The following is a 25,963-nucleotide window of genomic DNA, read 5'->3' as shown; positions in this document are numbered from 1 at the left end:
CTCCGATTTGCCTTCAAGCGCAGTTTTTCGTGATCCGATTCGACGACCTCGTCCTCCAGCGTGGCACCAAGGTGCTGTTCGACCACGCCACCGCCACACTCAACCCCGGTGAACGGGTCGGCCTTGTCGGCGTGAATGGCAGCGGCAAATCCACGCTGTTTTCCATGCTGCGCGGCGAGCTGCATGCCGACGGCGGGGAAGTCGCCATCCCGCCCACCTGGCAGGTCGCCCACGTGGCGCAGGAAACGCCTGCCGTCGACCGCAGCGCGCTCGACTACACGCTCGACGGCGACACCCGCCTGCGCGACATCGAACGCCGCCTCGCAGCAGCCGAAGCCGCGCACGACGGCCACGCGCAAGCTGAAGCCCACACCGCATTCGCCGATGCCGACGGCTACACCGCCCCGGCACGCGCGCAGGCGCTGCTGCTCGGCCTCGGTTTCACGATGGCGCAGACCACGCAGCCGGTGGCGAGCTTCTCCGGCGGCTGGCGCATGCGCCTGAACCTTGCGCAGGCACTGATGTGTCCGTCCGACCTGCTGCTGCTCGATGAGCCGACCAACCACCTGGATCTGGACGCCGTGGTCTGGCTGGAAGACTGGCTGTCGCGCTACGCCGGCACGCTGGTGATGATTTCGCACGACCGCGAATTCCTCGACGGCGTGTGCAACGTCACGCTGCATATCGAGAACCAGAAGCTCAAACGCTACGGCGGCAACTACACGCAGTTCGAGACGCAACGCCTGCAGCAGATGGCGCTGCAAGAAGCGTCGTACGCACGGCAGCAGAAGCAGATCGCGCATCTCGAATCGTTCATCACGCGCTTCAAGGCCAAGGCCAGCAAGGCCAAGCAGGCGCAGAGCCGCGTCAAGGCGCTGGAGCGCATGGAGCGTCTCGCGCCCGTGCACGCGGCGGCGGGCTTCTCGTTTGAATTCCGCGAGCCCGATGCGGCGCCCAATCCGATGCTCACGTTTGAAGGCGTCGATTGCGGCTATCCCGGCCCAAGCGTCGACGAGCCCATCACCATCCTCAAACACCTGACGTTTTCGATCCAGACCGGCCAGCGCATCGGCCTGCTGGGTGCCAACGGCCAGGGCAAGTCGACGCTGGTGAAAACGCTGGCAGAAACACTGGCACCGCTGTCCGGCACGATCCGACGCGGCAAGGGCCTGCAGATCGGCTACTTCGCTCAGCACCAGTTGGAAACGCTGGACGACCACGCCTCGCCGCTGCTGCACCTGGCGCGTCTGGCGCCGGACGTCCGGGAACAGGAGTTGCGCGACTTTCTCGGCAGCTTCAACTTCCGCGGCGACATGGCGACCTCGCCCATCGAGCCGTTCTCGGGCGGCGAGAAGGCGCGCCTGGCGCTCGCCCTGATCGTCTGGCAGCGCCCCAACCTGCTGCTGCTCGACGAGCCGACCAACCACCTGGATCTCGACACGCGCGAAGCCCTGACGATGGCGCTGGCCCAGTTTGACGGCACGCTGATCCTCGTCTCGCACGACCGCCACTTGCTGCGCGCCACGACCGACCAGTTCCTGCTCGTCGGCCAGGGCACCGTCGCCCCGTTCGATGGCGACCTGGACGACTACCGCGATTGGCTGCTCAAGCAAGCCGCCGCCAAGCGAGCCGCCGCCAGCGCGTCTGCAGCTCCGGCCGACGCGGATGGTGCACCGGTCGTCAATCGGCGTGACCAGAAGCGCGAAGAAGCCGCCGAACGTCAACGCTTGAATGCGCTACGCAAACCGCTGCAAAAGAACGTCGACGCCATCGAGAAACGCATGGCGCCACTGCAAAAGGAAAAGGCCGACATCGAAGCCTTCCTCGCCGACGGCGCCGCGTATGAAGAAGCCAACAAGACACGCATGATGGAAAGCCTGCGCCGCCAGGCAGAACTGAACGCTGAACTCGACGAGCTGGAAGAGCGCTGGCTCGAGCTGCACGACCAACTCGAACAAATCAATTGAGGCTGGCGTGCCCGGCCAAGGAGACCTGTTGATGACATCGCCCTCGCCGGACACCGCCACGCACCAGCCTCTGGCCGGCGTGCGCGTGCTCGACCTTACGCGCCTGCTGCCCGGCCCGGCCGCCACACGCCACCTGGCTGACCTCGGCGCAGAAGTCATCAAGATCGAAGACCCCGGCCCAGGCGACTACGCCCGCGACATGATGCGCTCCTCCGCTGATCGCGCGGCCGAGCGTCCGAGCCTGTTCTTCCGCTCACTCAATCGCGGCAAGACCGAAATGCGGCTCGACCTCAAGCGCGCCGAAGACCGCGAAGCCCTGATCGAACTCGTGCGCCACGCCGATGTGCTGATCGAAAGCTTCCGCCCTGGCGTCATGGCGCGTCTCGGCGTTGGCTGGGACACGCTGCGCGCGGCCAACCCCGCGCTCGTCATGTGTTCCATCAGCGGCTACGGCCAGGACGGACCGCTCGCACAAGCCGCAGGGCACGACATCAACTACGTCGGCTACGCGGGCATGCTCGATCAGCTCGCCAGCGCAGACGGCACGCCCATCGTCCCGAACGTGCAGATCGGCGACCTACTGGGCGGCGCGCTCACGGCGGTGGTCGGCATCCTTGCCGCGCTCGTCGACGCGCGCGCCACGGGCCACGGCCGCTATGTCGACGTTTCAATGACGGACTCGGTGTTCGCGCACAACCTGATGGCGTTCTTTGCCGTCGGCACGCGCGGCAAGGCGAGCCCCGCAGGCACCGATCTGCTCAACGGCGGCGTGCCATGCTACGGCGTGTATCGCACCGCAGACGACCGTTTCATGGCCGTCGGCGCACTCGAATTGAAGTTCTGGCAGGTGATGTGCGAAGTCATCGGCAAGCCTGCATGGAAAGACAAGCACTGGGCCCTCGGCCAGCGCGTTGGCGGCGATGAGGCACGGGCCATTCGCGACGAACTTGCTGCGCTGTTCCTGACCGCCACGCAAGCCGAATGGACCGAACGTTTTGCCGATGCCGATTGCTGCGTCACGCCCGTGCTGCGCATGGAAGAAGCGCTGCAACATCCGCTCTTTGCTGAGCGCAACAGCGTGGTGAAGGAAAACGGCGAGCCCGTGCAGCTCGCCCTGCCGCTACGGTTTGCCGACTGACGAGTCGGCACGATCCAGCGCATCGAGCAGGCGCGCGGCTTCTTCCAGTTGATGCTGGCTGAACACGCGGATGCCGTGCTGGCGCAGCAGCGCCGCGGTAACGCCCTCGCCGGGTTGCAGTTGGCTGGAAAACGTCCCGTCGTAGAGAAATTCAGAACCGCAGGACGGACTGCGCTCGGTAAGCACGGCGACTTGCGCGCCGGCCGCCTGCGCCGCCTCCAGGGCGCGTTGCGCACCCCGCACAAAGGCCTCAGTGACATCGTGGCCGTGGTGTTCGACGACACGGGCCACGCCGCGCAGCACCGCCGCACCACCGCCTTCGCCGTGAATTTCTGCGGGCAGTCGCGGCACCGGCAAACCGCCGGCCATCTCAGGGCACATCGGCACGATGCGCCCTTCCATCTGCCAGCGCGCCAGGATGCCGCCTTCAGTGACGACCGTGCCGCCGTCATAGCGCACCGGCTGGCCTAGCAGGCAGGCACTCACCAGCACGCGTTGCATGACCGGCGGCTCCGGCTTAGCGGCGCTCGCGGCGGATCATTCCCACCACCAGCGTCAGCGAAAGAATCACCAGCCAGATCAGCGACCACACTGGCACCGACAGGCCCAGCACCGGCGGCATCGGTCCAACGCACAGGCCATCGGCTTCGAACACCTGCGGCAACCATTTGGCAGTGGGTAGCGCGTTAACCCAGTTCTCGATCGGGTCGATACCGCACGTTGCCTTCGGGTTCAGCAGCAGCGATACGTGATACCCCGCCACGCACAGGCCTGCCAGCCCCGACAGCATCCCCAGGCCATGCCACAGCAGCCGCGTGGCCGACGAAAGCGCCGCCAGCAGCGAGAACACGCCAATGCCGAGGAAAGCGAACCGCTGCAAGATGCACAGCGGGCACGGCTGGAGCCCTTCGACGTGCTGCAGGTACAGCGCATAGCCGACCAGCCCGAAGGAGATCACGGCAATCAGCAGGAAAAAGGCGCGCGAGTTGGCTTGCATGGCGGCGTCAGTTCAGAGGGAGTAGAGAAAAGTTGGCGGATTATCGCACCGCAACGGCACACGCATTTTCAAATGGCATCAGCGATACCGTTGCGAAATTTTGAACGATCATGCCTCCAGCGCCCGCACCCGGTCGATAGCCTGCTCAATGCGTTCAACGGCAATGACCTCCAGCCCGTCGATCGCCTGCTTCGGGGCGTTGGATTTCGGAATCACGGCAATCGAGAAGCCCAGCTTGGCGGCTTCCTTCAAGCGCTCCTGGCCGCGCGGCGTCGGGCGGATTTCTCCGGCAAGACCGATCTCGCCAAAGACCACCAGCCCACGCGGCAGCGCCTTGTTGCGCATCGACGAATGGATCGCCAGCAGCACCGCCAAGTCCGCCGCCGGCTCGGTAATCTTCACGCCGCCCACCGCGTTCAGGAACACGTCCTGGTCAAAGCACGCAATGCCGGCATGACGGTGCAGTACCGCCAGCAGCATCGCCAGCCGGTTCTGCTCCAGGCCCACCGCAAGGCGGCGCGGATTCGGCACGTTGGCCGTGTCCACCAGCGCCTGGATTTCCACCAGCAACGGCCGCGTGCCTTCCTGCGTCACCAGCACGCACGAACCCGGCACCACCTGCTCGTGCTGCGAGAGAAACAGCGCCGACGGATTGGCCACGCCACGCAGGCCACGCTCCGTCATCGCAAACACGCCCAGCTCGTTAACGGCGCCAAAGCGGTTCTTGAACGCGCGCACCAGGCGGTAGGCGGAATGCGTATCGCCCTCGAAATACAGCACCGTATCGACGATGTGCTCGAGCACACGCGGGCCCGCCAGCGCGCCTTCCTTGGTCACATGGCCGACAAGAATGGTGGTCACATCCAGCCGCTTGGCAATGCGCGTCAGTTGCGCCGCGCATTCGCGCACCTGGGCCACCGAGCCCGGCGCCGAGGTCAGCGCCTCCGAATACAACGTCTGAATCGAATCGATGACGACCACCTCGGGCTTTTCCACCTCGATGGTCGCCTGGATGCGCTCAAGCTGAATCTCGGCCAGCAACGCAAGGTTCGGGCTCTCAATGCCCAGTCGGCGCGCACGGAGCGCGATTTGCGAGCCGGATTCTTCGCCGCTCACATACAGCACGCGCCGATCGGCCGACAGGTTGGACAGCGCCTGCAGCAACAGCGTCGATTTGCCGATGCCCGGATCACCGCCGATCAGCACCACACCGCCGCTGACTAGGCCACCGCCCAATACGCGGTCAAATTCGTCGATACCGCTGGAGAAGCGCGGCACATCCACTGCGTCGATGTCCGACAGCTTGCGCACCGTCGCGCTCGATGCCAGCGACTGAAAGCGCGCGCCGGCGCCGGACGTCGGCTGCGCAACTGTTTCCACCAGCGTGTTCCACTGCTGGCAATTCGGGCACTGCCCCGCCCATTTCGGCGCCGTGCCCCCGCATTCGGTGCACGTATAGACCGTCTTGCTCTTGGCCAAACAACCCCCTGCTTACGGCGCCGCGCATGGGCGGCGGCCGCTTGATCTTTGTATTGACGGTGCCGCGCTCAAGCGGCCTTGCCCAGGTCGCCGGCGTCTGCCGTGCTGACCGGTTCGACCGATACCGGCACGCGCGGCGCCAGCGCGCACATCAGCTCATAACCGACCGTGCCGGAGGCCTGCGCAACATCGTCGATCGGCAAGCCTTCGCCCCACAGCGTGACGGGCGTGCCGACACGCGCCTCGGGCACGCCGGTCAGGTCAACGGTAATCATGTCCATCGACACGCGGCCCACGATGTGCGTGCGCGTGCCATTGACCAGCACCGGCGTATGGTTGCCGTCCCAGCCCGGCGCATGGCGCGGGTAGCCGTCGGCATAACCGCACGCGACGATGCCGATACGCATTGGGTGCTCCACGGTAAAGCGCGAGCCGTAACCAATCGTCGCGCCCGGCTGCAGATCCTGAATGGCGATCAGCTCGCTCTTGAGCGACATGGCGGGCATCAGGCCCGTGCCGTCAATGTCCGCCGCCACGCCCGTCGGCGATGCGCCGTACATGATCACGCCCGGGCGCACCCAGTCGCGATGCGCTTTCGGATGCCACAGCGTGGCCGCGGAGTTGGAAAGCGACGCCTCGCCCGGCAAACCTTGCGTGGCGTGTTCAAACGCGGTGAGCTGATGCTCAATGCCGCGCGGGCCATCGGCATCGGAAAAATGCGTCATGTGGACAATCGTGCCGACGCCCGAAATGGCTCGGGCGCGTTCCCATGCGGCGCGGTAAGCGGCGGGCGCGAAGCCCAGGCGGCTCATGCCCGTATTGATCTTGAGCTGCACGCTGATGGGGCCTTTCAGGCGCGCCAGTTCCAGCATGCGCAGTTGCTCTTCGCAGTGAACGGTGGTGGTCAGGCGGTACTGCTCGACGATGGCCAGATCTTCCGGCTTGAAAAAACCTTCGAGCAGGAGAACCGGCCCCTGCCACCCGAGTTGGCGCAGGCGGACGGCTTCGTCCAGGTCGAGCAGACCGAAACCATCGGTCTGGCGCAGACCTTCATACGCGCGTTCGATGCCGTGGCCGTAGGCGTTGGCTTTGACGACAGCCCACACGCGCGAATTTGGCGCATGGCGGCGGGCAACCTGGAGATTATTGGCAAGTGCTGGGCCGTGGATGACGGCCTGGATGGGTCTTGGCATGACGGCAAACCTGCAAAAACGTGAATGCGATGGCGCGCTCGTGGCGCGGCGTCGGTGCTGCAATGCAACATGCAAATAGGCTGTGAGCGGGCCGTGCGCCCGGCCTCACGCAGTGAGCGTTCTATTTGACCACAGGACGCCAACTGGTTCGCGCCTGTCATGAGCCTGCCAAAAAAGAAAGTGCGCCGCCGTCACCGGAAGCGCACAAGTTTCGTGATATAAAGCCGTTCAATTTAGGCATGGGAAAACCGTCGTGATGCGCTGCCAGCATGGAGAAAGTTGGGCACCGGCCACTTCTTTTTTCGCGATGGCGTCACATCCGGTTTGACTATGCAAACAGGCGAGACCAAAACAAGCTGCGGGCGGAACGCATGGCCCCAACGCCTGTCAGTGAAGATTCCCGCGGTTGCCCGGCGATGCATCTCTTGCAGCACCGGACGGGCCCCGCCCAAGGGAACCACAATCCGGGGAGGCCGCGCGGGCGCTGGCATCAAGGCCGCCACCGCGCACCTGTGCGCTGCGCGGCCAGTCAGCCGACGCATCGCCTGGCCGGCACCTCCGGAAGGCGCTTCCGAGCGCCGGCACGCTGCCGGCAAGACGTGAAGACGAACATGGCACCGCGGTCTACGGGGACGAATTCGAAGGTATGAAGAAGGGCTTTTACATCATCATGGCGGCGCAGTTCTTTTCGTCGCTCGCCGACAATGCGCTGCTTATTGCCGCCATCGCCCTTCTGACAGAGATGCATGCGCCGCAGTGGATGACCCCGCTGCTCAAGTTGTTCTTCGTGCTCTCTTACGTTCTACTTGCCGCGTTCGTGGGCGCGTTCGCCGATTCCCGGCCCAAGGGCAAGGTGATGCTCATCACCAATGCCATCAAGCTGGTCGGTTGCGGCGTGATGCTTTCCGGCCTGCACCCGTTGCTCGCCTACGGTGTGGTCGGCTTCGGTGCGGCGGCGTATTCGCCGGCCAAGTACGGCATCCTTACCGAACTCCTTCCCCCTGAAAAGCTCGTCGCCGCCAATGGGTGGATCGAAGGCCTGACCGTCGGCTCGATCATCCTGGGCACCGTGCTGGGTGGGGCGTTGATCTCGAACCATGTATCGGCGTGGCTGCTGTCGTTCGACATTCCTGGGCTGGAGCGCATCGACACCCCGGCCGAAGCGGCCATGCTGGTGATCATGGTGATCTACCTGATCGCGGCACTGTTCAACACGCGCATTCCCGATACCGGCGCGCGCTATCCGCAGCAGGAAAAGAACCCGGTACGTCTCGTTTCAGAGTTTGCCGACTGCTTCAACGCCCTGTGGCACGACAAGCTGGGCCAGATCTCCCTGGCCGTGACGACACTGTTCTGGGGTGCCGGCGCCACGCTGCAATTCATCGTGCTGAAGTGGGCTGAACAATCGCTGGAGCTAAACCTCTCGCAGGGCGCCATTCTGCAGGCCGTTGTGGCCGTGGGGGTGGCTGCCGGCGCCATGGCTGCCGCCGTTAAAATCCCGCTGCGCCGCTCGCTCGATGTGCTGCCGGTGGGCGTGGCAATGGGCGCGGTGGTCATGCTGATGGCGTTCTACACCAAGCACACGATCCCGGAAATCACGTTCCACATCGGCGGGATGAAGCTGCCGCTGTACATGATGATCGCCTACCTGTTCCTGATGCTCGTGGGCGCCATGTCGGGCTTTTTCGTGGTGCCGATGAACGCGCTGCTGCAGCACCGCGGGCATGTGTTGCTTTCAGCCGGGCACTCGATTGCGGTGCAGAACTTCAACGAGAATGTCTCGGTGCTGCTGATGCTGTGCCTGTACGCGCTGCTCATCAAGCTGAATGTGTCGGTGGGCGTGGTGATCGTGTCGTTTGGCATCTTCGTCTGCCTGACGATGGCGCTGGTGATGCGCCGGCATCGCGTCAACGAAAAGCTGTTCCACACCGCCGCGCTCATCGGCGAAGACAAGCACCACTGACGCAGTGCCCGCCCCGCCGGCCGGGGCTTACTGGCCGCCGCGCTCCGCGTAGATCTTGCGCGCCAGACACAGGTCTTCCCATGCACGCGCCTTGTCTGTCAGCGTACGCAGCAGGTAGGCCGGGTGATAAGTCACCACCACGGGCACGCCTTCCACTTCGTGCACCTTGCCGCGCAGTTTGCCAACCGGCGTCTGCGTCTGCAGCAGGTTTTGTGCGGCAATGCGACCCAGAACGACGATGATGCGCGGCTTGACCAGCGCAATCTGACGTTTGAGATACGGATCGCACATCGCTGCCTCGTCCGGCTCCGGATCGCGATTGCCGGGCGGGCGGCACTTGAGCACATTGGCGATGAACACGCCTTTCTCGCGCGACAGGCCGATCGATCGCAGCATGCTGTCGAGCAGCTTGCCGGCCTGGCCGACGAACGGTTCGCCCTGCTTGTCTTCCTGCTCGCCCGGCGCCTCGCCGATCAGCATCCATTCGGCCTGACGGTCGCCAACGCCGAAAACGGTGTTCGTGCGGCGCTCGCACAGCTTGCACGACGTGCAGTTGGAAACAGCGGCTTCGAGCTGCGCCCAATCGAAGGTGGCAATGCGCTGGGCGCGCGGGGCAACCGAATCCGACGGTGCCTCGATGACAGGCGGCTCGACTCGCGCAGCCGCAGGCTCCGCAGCCAAAAACGAAGCCGCCTCAACCTCCACGGCGACTGGCTCGACGACGGCAGCTTCGACGGCCTCGACTGCCTCCAACGCAGCCGGCTCAGCCCCGCGCAATGTCCATTCGGTCGAAACGCCCAGCGCTTCCAGCATTCGGGATCGACGATTCATGCAGCCTCCACCCCGCTCGCTTCGCACACCATGCGCATGACGAGCGCGTCTTCGCGCGTGTTGTTTTCGGCCGGGTAATAGCGCTTGCGCCGACCAATCTCGGCAAACCCGACACGGTGATACAGCGAAATCGCGCCGGTGTTGGAGGGGCGCACCTCCAGCAGCAGGCTGCCGAATCCATGCACCAACGTCAGTGCCGTAGCCAGACGCAGCAGCCAACGGCCCAGCCCGTGCCGCTGCCACGCCGGCGCAACGGTCACATTGAGCAGGTGCATCTCATCGACCACCGGCATGAGGATCAGGTAGCCCGCTACCTCGTTGCCGCCGTCGCGCAGAACAATGCCGATGTGGCCGGACTTGAGCGAATCCTCAAAGTTACCGCGTGACCAGGGAAACGTGAACGCCGCCTGCTCGATCGCCGCGACGCCCGCCAGATCGAGTGCGGTCATGCGCTCGGCGCGCCAGCCTGCAGGCAACGGCGCTTGCGCGATGACGCCGGCCAGCGCGTTCTCGATCAGGCTCATGGCTGTGCACCCGCGGCTGCAGCCTTGGCCTGCTGCACAGCCTGCCGCTCTTCAATGGTGAGCGCGACCTTGTCACGCACATAGAGCGGCGCCGCGTCTTCGGGGCGCACCGTATGGCCGGCAGCCAGGAGGCGCAGACCCACGGCGATGATCTCGCGAGCGTGCGGCGCGACTTCCGACAACACAGCGGCGGCGCCTGCCGCAATGCTCAACTGATCGCCGAACACTGCTGCGGCGTTGCCCGCCAGCCAGTACGGCTGCGGCGGCGCGGCAACGCTCTGCGGCCCGCTCACCTGAATGGCGGAAAGCGCGTGCCAGCCGGAGGCATCCTGCGCCGCATCAGCGGGCACGAAGCTGGCCCAGTAGCACTCGTCCATGCGCGCGTCGAGGGCGATGGTCACGGCTGTGCCGGCCGGCAACGTAACGCGCGTCTGTTCCGCGCAGGCGACGAGGGAATTGACCGGGACGACGGGCAAGTCTGCACCAAACGCCAAACCCTGCGCCACGCCGCACGCCGTGCGCAGACCGGTGAACGAGCCAGGGCCAGCGCCAAAGGCAATCGCCGCGCAATCGGCCAGGGCGATACCCGCCTCGGCCAACAATTCGGAAGCCGCCGGCAGCACGCGGCTACTGGAGCGCGGGCCGGTGTGTTCATGACGGAACAGCGTGCGCGTGCCGTCACCAAGGGCGACGGAGCAGAACTCGGTGGAGGTGTCGAAAGCAAGAATCCAGGGCATGGCGGCATTGTACCGGCTGGTGTGGTGCCCGAAGGCGCAAACCCGTGGCCGCCCATGGGGAAAACGCGCTAAAAATCGACCGGAAAACCGAAGCCATCCTCGAATTCAAACGGCCCGACTGTGCAACCCCGGCGCTATCATCGCCAGACCATTGTTTTCAGCCGGGAATCATCATGAGCGACCTGCAAGCCCGTTTCGACCAAGCCCAAATCGATGTCAAGGGCCTCTCCGAACGCCCCGCCAACATGACGCTGCTGCGCCTCTACGCGCTGTACAAGCAAGGCGCCGAAGGTGACGCACATGGCGACAAGCCGGGCTTTACCGACATCGTCGGCCGCTACAAATTTGAGGCATGGGAAGGCCTGAAGGGCACGTCGCAGGACGAAGCCAAGCAAAAGTACATCGACCTCGTCGAAGAACTGAAGAGCGGCGCGACGACCTGATCGTCGAATCGCCAAATGAAGAACCGGGCTCTGCGCCCGGTTTTTTATTGCGTTGCAGGAATGGCGGACGGCAGCTCTCGGCGGCGCATGCGCCACGCGGCCAGCACGGCCAGTGCGCACAGCGTGCCGAGAAAGATGAACGTCTCATCGAAGGCCAGGATGCGTGCTTCGGGGTCGACCGCGGCGCCATGCACGGTTTCGATACCGCGCGCAGCGAGCCGCCATTGCAGAAAAATGCCCGTGGCCGACACCCCGATCGCCCCGCCCAATTGACGCAGGAAATTGACGGCGCTGGAGCCTTGCGGGATCAAGGTGAAATCGACGCCGCGCATGGCGCCCAGGCTCAGCGACGGCAGCACAAAACCGAGCCCGATCCGCCCGACGATGGCAATGGCAATCAACAACAGGTAGCTGGTGGCACGCGTGTTCGTTGCCATCAGGAAGAACGAAAGCGCCAGCGCTGCCAGACCGAACGAGACCAGCCGGAACGGTTCGATGCGATTGGTCAGCCGCCCTGCCAGCATGATCGTCACGGCTAGCACCAGCCCTGCAGGCAGCAGCACCAACCCGGCACGCGACGGCGCGTAGGCCAGCGCGACCTGCATATACACCGGCACCAGATACGTTGAACCGTACAGCCCCGCCCCGTAGATGAACGCCACCACCGCCCCCATCGCAAACTGTCGGTAGCTGAAGAGGCGCAGGTTCAGCAGGGGCGACTCCACCCGCCGCTGCCAGAATACGAAGCCCGCGACACACACGGCTGATACGAGCATCAGCACGATGCCGTGCGTCGCGTCGCTGTGCAGCGCGACCAGGCCGTTGAGCAGCGTGACGGTTGCACCGCCGATGAGCAACAGCCCGCGCCAATCAAGCGGTTTGGGCTCGCCCGCCATCGACGAGTTGACGGCCATGAAGCGCCGCGCCATCGCCCACCCAATCAACGTAAACGGCATCACCACGAAGAAGATCGAGCGCCAGCCGAACAACTCCACCAGGAAACCACCCACGCTCGGGCCCACGGCCGGCGCCAGCACGACGCCAAAACCGAACAGGCCGAACGCCTTGCCCTGCTCCCGTTCGGGAAACACGCGCAGGATGAGGATGTTGGGCAGCGGCTGCATGATGCCGGCCGCAATGCCCTCCACGACCCGCATGGCGATCATCACTTCGTAATTGGGCGACAGACCGCCAGCCAGCCCGCCCACGCCAAGCAGCAGCAGCGCGCCGATGAACGTGCGCCGCAGTCCGAAACGCAGCAGCAACCAGGGCGTCAGCAGCATCGATAAGGTCATCGCCACCATGAAGCTGGCCGACACCCACTGCGCGCGTTCCTGCCCGAGCACGAAGTGCCGGCTCAGATCGGGAATCGCCACGTTGACGATGGTGGCCGAGATGACGGACGACACCGCCCCGACCATCAGCGTAAAGAGCACGAGCCACTTGAAGCGCTCGCCGTAACGCGCGCGAAGGGCCTCCAGGGTGGGCGTGAATGTCGTCATGGTCTCGTTGTAGTGATGTGTGAGACGACCAGTGGAGCGAAAACCTGGCCGGCGCCTCCTCCAGCGCCGGCCAGGTGGGACACGTCAGCCGAGGCGGCCGGTGGCGGCGATCTCGCGGATGCGGCGCACGGTGTCGATGTCGGATTCGCGATAGGCGGATTTGACGATCTCAGCGTAGCGCGTGTCGCCGGTTTCGTCGGCGCTGGGTAGCGTGGTGTCGTAGACGAAGCGGATGAACGCGGCGTTGGCCTCGTTGCTCTCGATCGTCATGGTCAGCGACCCGCCGGCGTGTTCACCGGTGGCTGCGGTGGTGTAGGTCACGCGCTTGTGCGGCTCGAGCGTCACGCGATCCTGGATGCGCGCCTTGCCGAAAACGAGTTCGCGCTCGACCCAGCCGTCACCCTCAGCGGTGATGATGCATTCGTCCAGGCTTTCGACAAATTCGGTTTGCTCCCGCACGCGCAGCACCAGGCCTTGCCAGATCTGGTTCAGGGTCAGCGTGTCGATGAGGGGGTTCAGTGGATCGTTGACTTCCACCAGGTGTTCAAAGCGCAAAGCGGCCTCCGAAAGATTTCGTGACATTATCGCGCGGCTTGGCTGGCCTTGCGCCAAATGACAAAACGCCGGCGGGTTGCCCCAACCGGCGTTTCCGTTGCGACCCAAGCGTCGCTTGAACCTGTTCACGATCCGTAGCGAGCGGTCCGAGGTTGGCTCGAGAAGCGCAGCCGTACACGGGTACGGCGAGCATCACAGGGCCAAGATCGGGGCGCGCAGTAGGATCTCGTGGGCAGGTTTTAGATTTCTTCGTACAGCGGCAGGGTCAGGAATTCCGCAAAGTCTTCCGACGTCGACATCTGTTCGAAGATTTCTGCAGCGCGGTCAAAATGGCCCACCGCACCCGTCTCCTTCACCTTGGCCAATTCTTCCGGGATCAGCTTGCGCACCAGTTCAGCCGTGACCTTGGTGCCGTCTTCCAGCTTGCCCTTGGGCGAGCGGATCCACTGCCACACCTGCGAGCGCGAGATCTCGGCCGTGGCGGCATCTTCCATCAGGTTGTGGATCGGCACACAACCGTTGCCGGCCAGCCAGGCACCCAGGTAGTGGATGCCGACGTTGATGTTCATGCGCAGGCCGGCTTCGGTGATCGGCGTTTCCGGCTGGAAGTCCAGCAGGTCGGCGGCCTTCACTTCCACGTCCGGGCGTTGCTTCTCGAACTGGTTCAGCTTGTCGCCCAGCACTGCCACAAATTCCTTCATGGCCGGCTCGACCAGGCCCGGGTGAGCCACCCAGCCACCGTCATAGCCGTCGGTCGCGTCGCGCTTCTTGTCGCCGATGATGCCAGCCATGGCGATGGCGTTCTTCTCCGGATCATTCTTGATCGGGATCAGCGCGCTCATGCCGCCAATGGCGGGCGCACCGCGCTTGTGGCAGGTCTTGAGCAGCAGCAGCGCGTAGGCGCGCATGAACGGCGAGGTCATCGTCACCTTGGCGCGGTCGGCCAGGCAGAAGTTCTTGTCGACCTTGAACTTCTTGATGCACGAGAAGATGTAGTCCCAGCGGCCGGCGTTCAGACCTGCGCTGTGCTCACGCAGTTCGTACAGGATTTCTTCCATCTCGAACGCGGCGAGGATGGTTTCGATCAGCACGGTGGCCTTGATCGTGCCTTGCGGCAGGCCGATCTCGTTCTGCGCCATCACGAAGATGTCGTTCCACAGACGCGCTTCCAGATGGCTTTCCATCTTCGGCAGGTAGAAGAACGGGCCTGCGCCGCGGGCAATTTGCTCCTTGGCGTTGTGGAACAGGAACAGCGCAAAGTCGAAGATGCCGCCGGAAACGCGCTCACCGTCGATCAGCACGTGCTTCTCGTCCAGGTGCCAGCCGCGCGGACGCACCTGCAGCGTGGCGATCTTGTCGTTGAGCTTGTAGGTTTTGCCGTTCTGCTCCAGCGTGAGCGTGCGGCGGATGGCGGCCTTCAGGTTGACCTGGCCCTGGATCTGGTTGTGCCAGCTCGGCGAGTTCGAATCTTCGAAATCGGTCATGTAGCTGTCCGCGCCCGAGTTGAACGCGTTGATGACCATCTTGGCATCGACGGGGCCAGTGATCTCCACACGGCGGCAGTGCAGTGCCGGCGGAATCGGAGCAACCTTCCAGTCGCCTTCACGCACAGCCTTCGTTTCAGCCAGGAAATCCGGGCGCTCGCCAGCGTCAAGGCGCTTGGCGCGCTCAACACGGGCCGCCAGCAACTCTTTGCGACGCGGCTGGAAGGCACGATGCAGCTTGGCAACCAGCGCCAGTGCTTCCGGGGTCAGAATGTCTTCGTAGGCCGGCAGAATCTCGGCCTTGATCTCCATGCCTTGGGGCAGCGTGAGCGCCATGGTTGTTCTCCAGAGGATGATGTGAGGGTTGAACGGGTTCGGTCCTATGGCTGGGCCGATTGAATGCAATGCCTTATGTCGCTTGTGTTGCCTGCACGAACTGCAGCAGATCGCGCATGTCGTGGCCGGCCGCGGTGGGCGCCACGTCGAGTGCCTCGGGCGGATGCCCCAGGCGGTTGATCCAGAACGTTGTGAAGCCGTACCACGTCGCACCGCAAGCATCCCAGCCGTTGGACGACACAAACAGAATCTGTTCCACCGGCACGCCAAAGGCTTGCGGCGCCAGCGCATAAGCTTGCGGCGCGGTCTTGTAGAGCTTGACCGCATCGACCGACAGCACGTGATCGAACAGCCCCGACATGCCGGCACTCTTCACGGCAATGTCGAGCATCTGCGGGTTGCCGTTGGAGAGGATGCCCAGCGGCAGCCCCATCTCGCGCAGGCGACGCAGCGCGGGCACGTTTTCGGGAAACGCCGACAGGCACGCATATTCGCGCATCAGCGTAGCTTCGTCGTGGGCGGAAAGCTCTACGCCCAGGCGCGCCGCCGCATAGCGCAGCGCATCGACGGTGATGTCCCAGAACGGCTTGTAGTGTTCGCCCGAGGGGCCGGCCAGCGAACGGATGCGCGTGTAGTCGATCTGCTTGTCACGCCAGAGCACCGACAGCGCTTCGCCCTTGCCAGCAAACAGTTGCTCGGCGCGCGCGGCCACGGAATACACGTCGAACAACGTGCCATAGGCATCGAAAACCACCGCGCGAATCGAACTCATCAGAAGCTCCACGGACCCGAAGGTCCCGCATTTTTACGTTCCACTACGCAGAACGCCTTGCCGACCTTCGCAACGAGGGCCATTGTAGAAAAGCTGACGCACCGCACAAAGACGGCAATGGTCACTTGATTTTTAACTTTTACCGATGGAATGACGAGTGATAACCTTTATATTCGTCACAATCCCGCAGGCCCCGGTTGCCACGGTATACATCAGGCATGGATCATTTCAAGCAGCTCGAAACATTTGTCGCCGTCGCAACACGCGGCAGCCTATCCGCCGCCGCCGCCGCCGAGGGTGTGGCGCCTGCCATCATCGGGCGGCGCATCGACGCGCTGGAAGAACGCTTGGGCGTCAAGCTCCTGGTGCGCACCACGCGGCGCATCACCCTCACGTTCGAGGGTTCGGCGTTCCTGGAAGATTGCCAGCGCATTCTCAACGACCTGCACAACGCCGAAGCCAGCGTCTCGGCCGGTGGTGTAAAAGCCAGCGGGCACCTGCGTGTGACCGCCCCCGCCGGCTTTGGCCGCCGCCATGTCGCGCCGATGGTGCCGGACTTTATCGAGGCCCACCCGGATGTCTCAATGACGCTGGACCTGGGCGACCGGGTCGTCGACCTCGTCAACGAAGGTTTCGATTGCGCGATCCGCCTGGGCGACCTGCCCGATTCGAGCCTCGTGTCGATCCGCCTCTGGGAAAACCGCCGCGTGGTGGTGGCTGCGCCGTCGTACCTGGAGCGCCGGGGCGTTCCAACGCAGGTGGAGCAGCTTTCGACGCACAACTGCCTGGCCTTCGGCGCAAGCGCCAACGTGCAGCGCGGCTGGGTGTTCCAGCAAGGCGGCAAGGCCGTCACCGTGAAGGTGTCCGGCACGATGGAATGCACGGACGGCGCCGTGTTGCGCGAGTGGTGCCTGCAAGGCTACGGCCTGGCGTGGCGCTCGTGGTGGGAGGTCGGGCATGACATTGCCACGGGCAAGCTGGTGACGGTGCTCGATGCCTTCGAAGCGCCGCCGATCGGCATCCACGCCGTGTTCCCTCAGCGCAAGCATCTGCCGCTGCGCGTGCGCCTGTTTATCGATTTCCTTAAGAACACGTATGGCAACCCGGCCTACTGGCGCCGGGCGGACGCCGTTATCGGGATCGATTAGCAATCACCCCGAGTGGGTGAAACACCGCGTGCGGCCTACAATCAAGACAAGACCGTCTTCCGCATCCCACCTCAGGAGGCCGCATGTTCCAGCACATCCTCATCCCCACCGATGGTTCCGAGCTGTCGCGCAAGGCGGTGGCGGGCGCGCTCGACTTTGCCAAGACGCTGGGCGCACGCTTGACGGCCTACACCTGCCTTGAGGAATACCCGTACACACCGTTCTCCGAGATCGTCGTCGAGACGCCGCAGGCGTTCAAGGAGCGCGTCGAAGCGCAGGCCCGTGTGGTGCTCAAGGACGTGGAAGACGCCGCCCGCAGCGCCGGCATCAACTGCGACACCGACATGAGCTGCTTTGCCGTGCCCTACATGGGAATCATTGACGCGGCCGAGCGCCATGGCTGCGACGTCATCTTCATGGCATCCCACGGCCGGCGCGGGTTGGCGGGGCTGCTGCTCGGCAGCGAGACGCAGAAGGTGCTCACCCATACTGAGATTCCGGTGATCGTCTATCGCTGAAATCCTCGCCTGCCCGCACGATATCCAGCCGCCTTTTCAGGCGGCTTTTTTTTCTCCTTGACTCTTGTCTTGCTGGCGCATACAACTTTGTACACAAAATAAAAACATCTTGTGTACATTTTTGCGCACAACGACTGCACGGCCTTGAAACCGGCAAAAAAAGCCAAAGGAGACAGCATGACCAGCACCACCGCTTCGGCGGCGCAGGCGGTTGATTCGCCACACGCGCATCCCAACGTCGTCATCAAGCCGCACTACGATCCGCGGCTTACCAACGAAGATCTCGCCCCGCTGCGCAAGCAGACCTGGGGCACTTACAACATCTTCGCGTTCTGGATGTCCGACGTGCATAGCGTGGGCGGGTACCTGACGGCAGCCAGTCTGTTCTCACTGGGCCTGTCGAGCCTGCAGGTGCTGTTTGCGCTGCTGGTGGGCATCGTGATCGTGCAGGTGTTCTGCAACCTCGTTGCCAAACCCAGCCAGGCGACCGGCACGCCGTATCCGGTGATCTGCCGCGCCTCGTTCGGGGTGCTGGGCGCCAACATTCCGGCCATCATCCGGGGGCTGATTGCGGTGGCGTGGTACGGCATCCAGACCTATCTGGCATCGAGCGCATTCCTCGTGCTGGCGCTGAAGTTCATGCCGCAACTCGCGCCGTATGCAGACGCCACGCAGCACGGCTTTGTCGGCCTGTCGACGCTCGGTTGGTCGGCGTTCATGCTGCTGTGGGTGCTGCAGGCGTTCGTGTTCTGGCACGGCATGGAATCGATCCGCAAATTCATCGACTGGGCGGGCCCGGCGGTGTACGTGGTGATGATTGCGCTGGCCGCATGGCTCGTGCATAAGGCGGGCTGGAACAACATCAACCTGACGCTTTCCTTCCTCAAATACGAGGGCTGGGATGCCGTGCCGGTGGTGCTGGGCGGGATCGCGCTGGTGGTCTCGTACTTCTCCGGCCCGATGCTCAACTTCGGTGATTTCTCCCGCTACGGCAAGGATTTCACCTCGGTCAAACGCGGCAACTTCTGGGGGCTGCCGGTCAACTTCCTCGGCTTCGCGCTGCTGACCGTCATCACCACCTCGGCCACGCTGCCGGTGTTTGGCGAGATGATCTCCGACCCGGTCGCCGTCGTTGCGCGCATCGACAACATCACGGCCGTCGTCCTGGGCGCGCTCACGTTCATGATCGCCACCATCGGCATCAACATCGTCGCCAACTTCGTGTCGCCGGCATTCGACTTTTCCAACGTGGCGCCGCAGCACATCAGTTGGCGCACGGGCGGCATGATTGCGGCGGTGGCGTCGATCTTCATCACGCCCTGGAACCTCTACAACAACCCCGAGGTGATTCACTACACGATCGACGTGCTGGGCGCGTTCATCGGTCCGCTGTTCGGCATCCTGATCGCCGATTTCTACTTCGTGCACCGTCAGCAGGTGCATGTGGACGATCTCTACACGCTGCGCCCCACCGGCCGCTACTGGTATCGCAACGGCTACAACCCGGCTGCGGTCTGGACGCTGATCCCCTCCGCGCTGATCCCGATGGCATGCGTGGTCTTCGAACGGCTGCACGCGCTGGCCAACTACAGCTGGTTCATCGGCGTGGGCATCGCGCTGGTGCTCTACACCGTGCTCAGCCGCAAGCAAGGCACCCTCACCCGCTAATCCGAGTCATCGACGCATCAAGCACATGGACATCCGCATCATCAATCCCAACACCACGGCGAGCATGACCGCGCTCATCGGCCGCTGCGCCCAAGCAGCAGCCGCGTCGGGCACGCGCATCACGGCGGTGAGCCCAAAGATGGGCCCGGCTTCCATCGAGAGCCACTACGACGAGGCGCTCTCGGTGCCCGGCATCCTGGAGGAAATCCGCCACGGCGAATGCGATGGCGCCGACGCCTACGTCATCGCCTGCTTTGGCGACCCCGGCCTCTACGCCGCACGCGAACTGGCGCACGGCCCCGTGGTCGGCATCGCTGAAGCGGCCATGCACATGGCCAGCCTGATCGGCAACAGCTTCAGCGTGGTGACGACGCTGGAGCGCACCGTCGGCATGGCCTGGCACCTGGCCGAGCGCTACGGCATGCGGCACGCGTGCCGCAACGTGCACGCAAGCGACCTGCCCGTGCTGGACCTAGAGAAACCCGGCTCCAACGCGCGCCAGATCATCCTGGAAGCGTGCCGAAGCGCGCTCGCACAAGACCGCAGCGACTGCATCGTGCTCGGCTGTGCCGGCATGGCAGACCTGTGCGAAGACCTGAGCGCCGAACTGCGCGTGCCCGTCATCGACGGCGTGGTTGCGGCGGTAAAGCTGGTCGAGGCGCTGGTCGGCATGCGGCTTTCCACCAGCAAGCGCGGCGATTGGGCCCGGCCGCTTCCGAAACCCTACACAGGAATGCTTGCTCCGTTTGCGCTGGCGTAGTGCAAAGCGGAGTGGCGCATTTGCTACCATGCACCATTCCGCTTCTTCTTCTGCACTGCCACCTGCCATGCCCGCACCCGCCCGGGAACCTGCCGACGGCCAACCGGCCGCCGAACCGATCTACCAGGGCCTGCTGACGGCCATCATGGAGCACCGACTGCCGGCCGGCACCAAGCTGGTCGAGGAGAGGCTGTGTGAAGCCACCGGCGCGGGCCGGCCGCGCATCCGCCAGGTGTTGGCGCGATTGGCGCATGAGCATCTGGTGACCCTCGTGCCCAACAAGGGCGCTTTCGTCGCGCAGCCTTCCGTGAAAGAGGCACGCGACGTTTTCCAGACCCGCCGCATCATCGAACCCGAACTGGCCAGCATGCTGGCAAACGCCTGCACGCCCGCCAAGGCCAAACGCCTGCGCGAACACATCGCGGCCGAACACGCAGCACGCGAACGCGGCGACCGGGCGGCCACCATCCGTCTGTCCGGCGAATATCACGTCCTGATTGCCGAGATGGCCGGCAACCATGTGCTGGAACGGCTCACGCGCGAAGCCGTCTCGCGCACGTGTCTGATCATCACGCTCTATGACCGCCCGGGCCTGCCCGCCTGCCCCGAGCACGAGCACGACACCCTGACTGAAGCGATTGCCACCGGCGATGCCGCACGTGCGCACGACCTGATGCGCGAGCATCTGGAGCACATCGAGCACTCGCTCGATTTGCACGCGACCCCTACATCGGCGCTGGATCTCGAATCGATCTTCAAGCGCGCCTGATCGGCCGCGCCGCAATCGCACAGACGAAAAAAAACCGCGCCGTTGCAGAGGCGCGGTTCGAGAGGCCGGCGTGTGGTCAGCACGGCCGGCCCAGGTACCTAGGTGCCGGATGCGTCGGCAACCTCAGGCAACCTTCTTGGCTTGCGCCGTTTCTTCGAAGAATTGTTCGTCTTCCGTCGAGCCCTTCAGCGCCGTGGTCGACGCCTCGCGTTCGATGGTCTGCGTCACGGCGTCGAAGTAGCCCGTGCCGACTTCGCGCTGGTGCTTCACAGCCGTGAATCCCTTTTCCGCTGCCTTGAACTCGGCCTCTTGCAGCTCCACGAAAGCGCTCATCTGGTTGCGGGCATAGCCGTAGGCCAGGTTGAACATTGAGTAGTTCAGGGCATGGAAACCGGCCAGCGTGATGAACTGGAACTTGTAGCCCATGGCGCCAAGTTCCTTCTGGAATCGGGCGATCGTCACGTCGTCCAGGTTCTTCTTCCAGTTGAACGACGGCGAGCAGTTGTAGGCCAGCATCTTGCCCGGGAACTTGGCGTGGATGGCTTCGGCAAACTTCTTGGCGTATTCCAGATCCGGCTTGCCGGTTTCGCACCACACGAGGTCGGCCACCTCCGCGTAGGCCAGGCCGCGCGAGATGGCTTGCTGCAAGCCCGGTTTGGTGCGATAGAAGCCTTCGACGGTGCGCTCGCCGGTGCAGAACGGCTTGTCGTTCTCGTCCACATCGGTGGTCAGCAAGTCGGCAGCTTCTGCGTCGGTGCGGGCGATCAGCACGGTCGGCACGCCCATCACGTCGGCCGCCAGACGCGCGGCCACGAGCTTGCTCACGGCTTCGCGGGTCGGCACCAGAACCTTGCCGCCCATGTGGCCGCACTTCTTCACGGCGGCCAGTTGGTCTTCAAAGTGCACGCCTGCGGCACCGGCCTCGATCATGGCCTTCATCAGCTCGAATGCGTTCAGTACGCCGCCAAAACCCGCCTCGGCATCTGCCACGATCGGGGCGAAGAAGTCGATGTCGTCCTTGCCTTCCGACCATTGGATCTGGTCAGCGCGCTGGAACGTGTTGTTGATCTTCTTCACGACCTTGGGCACCGAATCCACCGAGTACAGCGATTGATCCGGATACATCTCGCCGTTGCTGTTGGCATCGCCCGCCACCTGCCAGCCCGACAGATAGATCGCCTTCAGGCCAGCCTTGACCTGTTGCATGGCCTGGTTGCCCGTCAGAGCGCCGAGCGCGTTGACGAAGGGCTCGTTATTGATCAGGTGCCACAGCTTTTCGGCACCACGCTTGGCCAGCGTGTGTTCGATCTGCAGCGAACCGCGCAGGCGCACGACATCTTCAGCGGTGTAACCACGCTTGATGCCCTTCCAACGCGGGTTGGTATCCCATTCCTTCTGCAGCTTTTGCACTTCGAGTTCGCGTGACATCGCACTCTCCTGTTTGATCGCATCCATCAAATAAAAACCGGGTAACTCACTCTGCGCCTTGAGCCGCTGGCACCTTCTTGGGGCGCTGCTGGGTGGCTCAGGTCATATGTCTTATATAAGAGTGTAGAAATGGCCGGTGCAGCGCAACAAGGAGAACATGCGCAGGAATTGAAGTTTTTACCTCATATTTTTCAATGACTTATCTCCATCGTTTCATGATGCGGAAAGATTTTTTCTATCATGAAAGAAGGTGATGGTGCTGTGCGATGCAGAATTTTTGCGGGCCAAAACCCCTTTCCGCATTGTGAAAAATCATGGACATCTGTCCGTCACATCGCAGGGGCACAAAAAACGCCGCAGACGCGGCGTTCAGGATGGTGATCGGGTGGAAACTCAGGACGTGCGTTCTACTTCCGCCAAGACATCCCACTGTAGGAGATCGGGCGCCTTGCCCTGGAGGGCTGCGGCTACGAACAGATAGATCGCATCGATGAAACCGGCCCGAAACTCGCGCGGCAGCGCGTGCGTGATGCCGTCGATCTTCGAGCGCAGCCGCATGGCCGCGAAGGGCCGGCCGGCACGCGCGTCGATGTGCGTGCGGCAGAGGAAATCCTTGGCTGCGAGGGCGCCCGATTGGTAGTGGCGTAAAGCGCTCAACGTGCACCTCCGTAAGACGGATGCCAGGAGATGCAGGGCGGTGGCGAGGGGTAAGACGCGGGGCGATGCCCGTTTGATGCGAAAGACATGACGTCTCCTAGATGAAGAGGCCAGCCGCTCGCTGCTAAACGAGGGTGGCGGGCCTGACGACGGCGTTAGCAGACCGGCCATCTAGAAACCGGCAGACCCGAAGGTCTCACCGCCCGGCCCGCCATGAAGCATAGGCGTGCACAAGCACCGGACATTGTCCGTCTAGATGGCACATCTTGTGGGCTGCTAAACCCGGCTGCTCGAACGAACAGCGCGCGAATTATATCGTGCGCCCCTCCTCCTCAAAATCGGAATCAGCCTCGAGACAAGCGATGCGCCACCCAATCTCCACCCGTGATGACGGGCCGCCCGGCAATGTGCTGCGGGCTGACCGGATAGACAATGCAGTCGACTGGTTCGCTACCCAGCATGACGGCGTGGTTCTCGCGCAGGAACAGCGCGTCGCCGCCGGGGTAGACCTCTTCGATCTCGTCCAGCACGGGGACAAGCGCCGCGTCGATTTGGTACACATCGCCACGCACGGCGGTGCCGGTCGGGTCCAGCACGAGGCCGGGGTACGCACCAAAGTCGTACAGGCGGCCGTGCAACGTAGCGGTACCGAGCAGCTCCGGTTCGGGAATGCCGCGCTTGGCTGCGGCAACCCGCAAATCATTCGCCTCACCGGCGCGCAGCGTGCCGTAGACGAACACATGGATGGCATTGGCGCGGGTCATTCGAGCATGTCCAGCGAAACCAGCACGCCGTCTTCATCGGCATAGATCCATTCGCCGGACTGGATGTAAGCACCCGGCATCTGCACGCCCACTTCGCGCTGCCCAGCGTTCTTCTTGATGCTTTTGCGCGGGTGCACGGCCAGTGCGTGGATGCCGACGTTGCATTCGGCCAGCTCGCGCGTATCCCGCACGCAGCCGTTGAGCAGAATCCCTTCCCAACCGTTCTCTTCCGCCAGCTTGCCGAGGTTGCCGCCCACCAGCGCGCAGCGCAGCGAGCCGCCGCCGTCGATCACCAGCACGCGGCCTGCACCCTGCTCTTCCAGCGCGGCGCGTACCAGGCCGTTGTCTTCAAACACCTTGAGCGTGGAAGCTGGGCCGGCAAACGCGGCGCGCTTGCCAAAGCTGCGAAATACCGGCGTGAGCACACGTAGGCTGCCGTACACCAGCTTGTCTTCGTGCATGTCGCACAAATCAGTCACGGGAATCATCGTCATGGCAATGGATGGTTTGGCGTTAGCAAAAACAAAAAACGAAAAACGAAAGCGGATTCAACTGCGCGACTGTGCACGCAACGAATCGATCGTCGCGCGTGGGCTGATGATGTTCGGATCGGTCTGCACCTCGATGACGGACGCAACGCTTGCTTCCAGCGCGGTTTCCACCGCCGACTGGAAGCCTTCGAGCGAGCGCACGGTGTGCCCTTCGGCGCCGTAGGCTCTGGCCAGCGCGGCAAAGTCGGGGTTGCGCAGCTCGGTGCCGCTCACGTGCTCGGGGTACTCGCGCTCCTGGTGCATGCGGATGGTGCCGTACATGCCGTTGTTGATCACGATAAAGATGACCGGCGCGTTGTACTGCATGGCGGTGGCCAATTCCTGACCGTTCATCAGGAAGCAGCCATCGCCAGCCATGCAGATGACGGGCGTGTTGGGGCAGATGATTTTGGCCGCCACTGCGGCGGGCGCCCCGTAGCCCATCGCCCCGCTGGTCGGCGCCAACTGCGTGCGCGAGCCCGCCGCCAGCGCACCGTATTGATAGAACCGATGCAGCCACGTGGCGTAGTTGCCCGCGCCGTTGGTCAAGATGCTGTTGTGCGGCAGGCGCTCGCGCAGCCATCGCATCGCGCGGGCCATGTCGATGCCCTTGCCGCCAAACGGCGGCGGCACGATGTTGGCGAGGTAATCGGCGTTGGCCGCTTCTGTCCAGGCAGACCAACGCGGCGGGGTGTCAGGCGAGTCGGGCGATACACCATCCAGCGCTTCCGCAATCGCCGGCATCGATGCATGAATCATCAGGTCGGCCTGGTAGACGCGTCCCAACTCTTCCGCACCGGCATGCACGTGGACGAGCGTCTGCTTCGGCCGGGGCACATCGAAGAGCGTGTAGCCGGAGGTCGTCATCTCGCCCAGGCGTGTGCCGACGGCGAGCACCAGGTCGGCGTCTTTGACGCGCGCGGCGAGCTTCGGGTTGATGGCAATGCCGACATCGCCGGCGTAATTCGGGTGGCGGTTGTCGAACAGGTCTTGCCGGCGGAACACACAGCCTGCGGGCAGATTCCAGCGTTCAGCAAAGGCTTGCATGCGGGCGGCGGCTTGCGGCGTCCAGCCGGAACCACCCAGCAGCAGCATCGGGCGCTCGGCGTTCTGCAACAGCGTCTTCAGCTGGGCAAGATCATGCGGGCTGGGCCATGCCATCGCGCGCGCTTTCGTTGCCACCTCGGGCGGCACATCGGCCACGGCGGCAACCTCGGCCAGCATGTCTTCCGGCAGCGCCAGCACCACCGGGCCGGGGCGGCCGGCGGTGGCGGTCTGGAACGCGCGTGCGATGTATTCGGGGATGCGCTCGACGCTATCGATCTGCGCGACCCACTTGGCCATCTGGCCGAACATGCGGCGGTAGTCGATTTCCTGAAACGCTTCGCGGTCGACGAAATCGCGGCCGACCTGGCCGATGAACAGGATCAGCGGCGTGGAGTCCTGAAACGCGGTGTGCACGCCAATGCTGGCGTTGGTGGCGCCCGGCCCGCGTGTGCAGAAGACGATGCCGGGCCGCCCAGTGAGTTTGCCGTAGGCATCCGCCATGTTGGCGGCGCCGCCCTCTTGCCGGCAAACGATGAAGCGCGCGCGGTCGCGGCGCTGGTAGAAGCCTTCGAGCACCGAGAGATAGCTCTCGCCGGGCACGCCAAAGGCCATGTCGACGCCGTGGGCCAACAGCGCATCAACAAGGATCTGGCCGCCGTGGCGTGGCTCGGCAACGTTGCTGGCGTGGCGTGCGACTGGTGTCTCCATGGCGGGTAGTCTCGCTCTCGATCCGTTGACAACACAATGGATCAT

Annotated in this window: 25 protein-coding genes; 9 read left to right on the top strand and 16 right to left on the bottom strand. The window is 63.9% G+C overall.

The features are described from left to right. The first annotated feature begins 29 nt into the window (after nt 1–29). Both NKG59_RS12985 and NKG59_RS12980 read left to right on the top strand, forming a co-directional pair. Nucleotides 30–1,967, top strand: coding sequence for an ATP-binding cassette domain-containing protein (locus tag NKG59_RS12985; protein ID WP_253537313.1), 1,938 nt, complete (start codon nt 30–32; stop codon nt 1,965–1,967). Between the two features lie 31 nt (nt 1,968–1,998). After that, the gene (locus NKG59_RS12980) at nt 1,999–3,105 is read left to right on the top strand and encodes a CaiB/BaiF CoA transferase family protein (RefSeq protein ID WP_253537311.1); all 1,107 of its coding nucleotides are present in this window, start codon (nt 1,999–2,001) and stop codon (nt 3,103–3,105) included. Here NKG59_RS12980 and NKG59_RS12975 read toward each other — a convergent pair. From NKG59_RS12975 to alr, 4 genes are all read right to left on the bottom strand, one after another. Next, nucleotides 3,088–3,606 (bottom strand): 2-thiouracil desulfurase family protein, encoded by a 519-nt coding sequence (locus tag NKG59_RS12975; protein ID WP_253537309.1) that lies wholly within the window; start codon nt 3,604–3,606, stop codon nt 3,088–3,090. The two genes, NKG59_RS12980 and NKG59_RS12975, sit on opposite strands and share 18 nt — an antisense overlap. 16 nt (nt 3,607–3,622) lie before the next feature. Next, a complete protein-coding gene (locus NKG59_RS12970) occupies nt 3,623–4,102 on the bottom strand; it encodes a disulfide bond formation protein B (protein ID WP_232042687.1) in 480 nt (159 codons plus the stop codon). Between the two features lie 108 nt (nt 4,103–4,210). Next, nucleotides 4,211–5,581, bottom strand: coding sequence for a DNA repair protein RadA (gene radA / locus NKG59_RS12965; protein ID WP_024975828.1), 1,371 nt, complete (start codon nt 5,579–5,581; stop codon nt 4,211–4,213). 68 nt (nt 5,582–5,649) lie between these two features. After that, on the bottom strand, nt 5,650–6,774 hold the full coding sequence (gene alr, locus NKG59_RS12960; RefSeq protein WP_045204139.1) for an alanine racemase: 1,125 nt from the start codon (nt 6,772–6,774) through the stop codon (nt 5,650–5,652). A gap of 646 nt (nt 6,775–7,420) precedes the next feature. Here alr and lplT point away from each other — a divergent pair. Continuing rightward, nucleotides 7,421–8,737 (top strand): lysophospholipid transporter LplT, encoded by a 1,317-nt coding sequence (lplT, locus tag NKG59_RS12955; protein WP_045204140.1) that lies wholly within the window; start codon nt 7,421–7,423, stop codon nt 8,735–8,737. A gap of 27 nt (nt 8,738–8,764) precedes the next feature. On the opposite strand, the gene NKG59_RS12950 is transcribed toward lplT, so the two are convergent. From NKG59_RS12950 to tsaB, 3 genes are read right to left on the bottom strand one after another with little or no spacing between them, the layout of a single operon-like run. Continuing rightward, nucleotides 8,765–9,568 carry a uracil-DNA glycosylase gene (locus tag NKG59_RS12950; protein WP_253537307.1) on the bottom strand — a complete coding sequence of 268 codons (804 nt, stop codon included), beginning with the start codon at nt 9,566–9,568 and terminating at the stop codon, nt 8,765–8,767. After that, nucleotides 9,565–10,092, bottom strand: a complete 528-nt coding sequence (gene rimI / locus NKG59_RS12945) for a ribosomal protein S18-alanine N-acetyltransferase (protein ID WP_253537305.1) — start codon at nt 10,090–10,092, stop codon at nt 9,565–9,567. Before rimI ends, NKG59_RS12950 begins: the two co-directional genes overlap by 4 nt. Continuing rightward, nucleotides 10,089–10,829: a tRNA (adenosine(37)-N6)-threonylcarbamoyltransferase complex dimerization subunit type 1 TsaB gene (gene tsaB, locus NKG59_RS12940; protein ID WP_253537303.1), complete on the bottom strand. Its 741-nt coding sequence runs from the start codon at nt 10,827–10,829 to the stop codon at nt 10,089–10,091. Before tsaB ends, rimI begins: the two co-directional genes overlap by 4 nt. A 173-nt stretch (nt 10,830–11,002) precedes the next feature. On the opposite strand from tsaB, the gene NKG59_RS12935 reads away from it, so the two are divergent. After that, entirely contained in the window at nt 11,003–11,272 is a 270-nt protein-coding gene (locus NKG59_RS12935) for an acyl-CoA-binding protein (protein ID WP_004626591.1), read from the top strand. A gap of 44 nt (nt 11,273–11,316) precedes the next feature. Here the strand turns inward: NKG59_RS12935 and NKG59_RS12930 are convergent, their stop codons facing one another. The 4 genes from NKG59_RS12930 to NKG59_RS12915 all read right to left on the bottom strand — a co-directional run bounded on the left by NKG59_RS12930 (nt 11,317) and on the right by NKG59_RS12915 (nt 15,921). Next, nucleotides 11,317–12,774, bottom strand: coding sequence for a DHA2 family efflux MFS transporter permease subunit (locus NKG59_RS12930; RefSeq protein WP_253537300.1), 1,458 nt, complete (start codon nt 12,772–12,774; stop codon nt 11,317–11,319). Between the two features lie 84 nt (nt 12,775–12,858). Then, entirely contained in the window at nt 12,859–13,329 is a 471-nt protein-coding gene (locus tag NKG59_RS12925) for an SRPBCC family protein (protein ID WP_045204145.1), read from the bottom strand. A 239-nt stretch (nt 13,330–13,568) separates the two neighbouring features. Then, entirely contained in the window at nt 13,569–15,149 is a 1,581-nt protein-coding gene (aceB, locus tag NKG59_RS12920; protein ID WP_045204146.1) for a malate synthase A, read from the bottom strand. Nucleotides 15,150–15,222: 73 nt separating this feature from the next. Further along, nucleotides 15,223–15,921 (bottom strand): haloacid dehalogenase type II, encoded by a 699-nt coding sequence (locus NKG59_RS12915; RefSeq protein WP_253537296.1) that lies wholly within the window; start codon nt 15,919–15,921, stop codon nt 15,223–15,225. A gap of 218 nt (nt 15,922–16,139) precedes the next feature. Between NKG59_RS12915 and NKG59_RS12910 the strand changes: the two genes are divergently transcribed. From NKG59_RS12910 to NKG59_RS12890, 5 genes are all read left to right on the top strand, one after another. Beyond that, nucleotides 16,140–17,069, top strand: a complete 930-nt coding sequence (locus NKG59_RS12910; RefSeq protein ID WP_045204148.1) for a LysR family transcriptional regulator — start codon at nt 16,140–16,142, stop codon at nt 17,067–17,069. 83 nt (nt 17,070–17,152) lie between these two features. After that, a complete protein-coding gene (locus NKG59_RS12905) occupies nt 17,153–17,587 on the top strand; it encodes a universal stress protein (protein ID WP_048932252.1) in 435 nt (144 codons plus the stop codon). 177 nt (nt 17,588–17,764) lie between these two features. Beyond that, nucleotides 17,765–19,255 (top strand): NCS1 family nucleobase:cation symporter-1, encoded by a 1,491-nt coding sequence (locus NKG59_RS12900; protein WP_253537293.1) that lies wholly within the window; start codon nt 17,765–17,767, stop codon nt 19,253–19,255. Between the two features lie 25 nt (nt 19,256–19,280). Beyond that, a complete protein-coding gene (locus NKG59_RS12895) occupies nt 19,281–20,015 on the top strand; it encodes an aspartate/glutamate racemase family protein (protein WP_253537290.1) in 735 nt (244 codons plus the stop codon). A gap of 67 nt (nt 20,016–20,082) precedes the next feature. Then, nucleotides 20,083–20,784 (top strand): GntR family transcriptional regulator, encoded by a 702-nt coding sequence (locus NKG59_RS12890; protein WP_253537288.1) that lies wholly within the window; start codon nt 20,083–20,085, stop codon nt 20,782–20,784. A gap of 123 nt (nt 20,785–20,907) precedes the next feature. On the opposite strand, the gene aceA is transcribed toward NKG59_RS12890, so the two are convergent. The 5 genes from aceA to NKG59_RS12865 form a co-directional block, all read right to left on the bottom strand. Beyond that, entirely contained in the window at nt 20,908–22,212 is a 1,305-nt protein-coding gene (aceA, locus tag NKG59_RS12885; RefSeq protein ID WP_253537285.1) for an isocitrate lyase, read from the bottom strand. A 393-nt stretch (nt 22,213–22,605) separates the two neighbouring features. Next, nucleotides 22,606–22,869, bottom strand: a complete 264-nt coding sequence (locus NKG59_RS12880) for a hypothetical protein (protein ID WP_045204153.1) — start codon at nt 22,867–22,869, stop codon at nt 22,606–22,608. A gap of 344 nt (nt 22,870–23,213) precedes the next feature. After that, nucleotides 23,214–23,633, bottom strand: coding sequence for a gamma-glutamylcyclotransferase family protein (locus NKG59_RS12875; RefSeq protein WP_045204154.1), 420 nt, complete (start codon nt 23,631–23,633; stop codon nt 23,214–23,216). Beyond that, a complete protein-coding gene (gene rraA, locus NKG59_RS12870; RefSeq protein ID WP_024975846.1) occupies nt 23,630–24,127 on the bottom strand; it encodes a ribonuclease E activity regulator RraA in 498 nt (165 codons plus the stop codon). Before rraA ends, NKG59_RS12875 begins: the two co-directional genes overlap by 4 nt. Before the next feature lie 54 nt (nt 24,128–24,181). Continuing rightward, a complete protein-coding gene (locus NKG59_RS12865; RefSeq protein WP_253537283.1) occupies nt 24,182–25,918 on the bottom strand; it encodes a thiamine pyrophosphate-binding protein in 1,737 nt (578 codons plus the stop codon). Nucleotides 25,919–25,963 lie beyond the last annotated feature (45 nt).

Source organism: Ralstonia chuxiongensis, assembly GCF_024158925.1.
GTDB classification, from domain to species: Bacteria; Pseudomonadota; Gammaproteobacteria; order Burkholderiales; family Burkholderiaceae; genus Ralstonia; species Ralstonia chuxiongensis.
The sequence above is the reverse complement of the archived record's forward strand: the minus strand, read 5'-3'. Positions and strand labels throughout refer to the sequence as shown.

Excerpts from the sequence above, each read along its gene's own strand:
- NKG59_RS12980 (WP_253537311.1), top strand. The coding sequence starts at position 1,999 with ATGACATCGCCCTCGCCGGACACCGCCACGCACCAGCCTCTGGCCGGC.
- NKG59_RS12975 (WP_253537309.1), bottom strand. The coding sequence starts at position 3,606 with ATGCAACGCGTGCTGGTGAGTGCCTGCCTGCTAGGCCAGCCGGTGCGC.
- NKG59_RS12970 (WP_232042687.1), bottom strand. The coding sequence starts at position 4,102 with ATGCAAGCCAACTCGCGCGCCTTTTTCCTGCTGATTGCCGTGATCTCC.
- alr (WP_045204139.1), bottom strand. The coding sequence starts at position 6,774 with ATGCCAAGACCCATCCAGGCCGTCATCCACGGCCCAGCACTTGCCAAT.
- lplT (WP_045204140.1), top strand. The coding sequence starts at position 7,421 with ATGAAGAAGGGCTTTTACATCATCATGGCGGCGCAGTTCTTTTCGTCG.
- NKG59_RS12950 (WP_253537307.1), bottom strand. The coding sequence starts at position 9,568 with ATGAATCGTCGATCCCGAATGCTGGAAGCGCTGGGCGTTTCGACCGAA.
- rimI (WP_253537305.1), bottom strand. The coding sequence starts at position 10,092 with ATGAGCCTGATCGAGAACGCGCTGGCCGGCGTCATCGCGCAAGCGCCG.
- tsaB (WP_253537303.1), bottom strand. The coding sequence starts at position 10,829 with ATGCCCTGGATTCTTGCTTTCGACACCTCCACCGAGTTCTGCTCCGTC.
- NKG59_RS12935 (WP_004626591.1), top strand. The coding sequence starts at position 11,003 with ATGAGCGACCTGCAAGCCCGTTTCGACCAAGCCCAAATCGATGTCAAG.
- NKG59_RS12930 (WP_253537300.1), bottom strand. The coding sequence starts at position 12,774 with ATGACGACATTCACGCCCACCCTGGAGGCCCTTCGCGCGCGTTACGGC.
- aceB (WP_045204146.1), bottom strand. The coding sequence starts at position 15,149 with ATGGCGCTCACGCTGCCCCAAGGCATGGAGATCAAGGCCGAGATTCTG.
- NKG59_RS12915 (WP_253537296.1), bottom strand. The coding sequence starts at position 15,921 with ATGAGTTCGATTCGCGCGGTGGTTTTCGATGCCTATGGCACGTTGTTC.
- NKG59_RS12910 (WP_045204148.1), top strand. The coding sequence starts at position 16,140 with ATGGATCATTTCAAGCAGCTCGAAACATTTGTCGCCGTCGCAACACGC.
- NKG59_RS12905 (WP_048932252.1), top strand. The coding sequence starts at position 17,153 with ATGTTCCAGCACATCCTCATCCCCACCGATGGTTCCGAGCTGTCGCGC.
- NKG59_RS12900 (WP_253537293.1), top strand. The coding sequence starts at position 17,765 with ATGACCAGCACCACCGCTTCGGCGGCGCAGGCGGTTGATTCGCCACAC.
- NKG59_RS12895 (WP_253537290.1), top strand. The coding sequence starts at position 19,281 with ATGGACATCCGCATCATCAATCCCAACACCACGGCGAGCATGACCGCG.
- NKG59_RS12890 (WP_253537288.1), top strand. The coding sequence starts at position 20,083 with ATGCCCGCACCCGCCCGGGAACCTGCCGACGGCCAACCGGCCGCCGAA.
- aceA (WP_253537285.1), bottom strand. The coding sequence starts at position 22,212 with ATGTCACGCGAACTCGAAGTGCAAAAGCTGCAGAAGGAATGGGATACC.
- NKG59_RS12875 (WP_045204154.1), bottom strand. The coding sequence starts at position 23,633 with ATGACCCGCGCCAATGCCATCCATGTGTTCGTCTACGGCACGCTGCGC.
- rraA (WP_024975846.1), bottom strand. The coding sequence starts at position 24,127 with ATGACGATGATTCCCGTGACTGATTTGTGCGACATGCACGAAGACAAG.
- NKG59_RS12865 (WP_253537283.1), bottom strand. The coding sequence starts at position 25,918 with ATGGAGACACCAGTCGCACGCCACGCCAGCAACGTTGCCGAGCCACGC.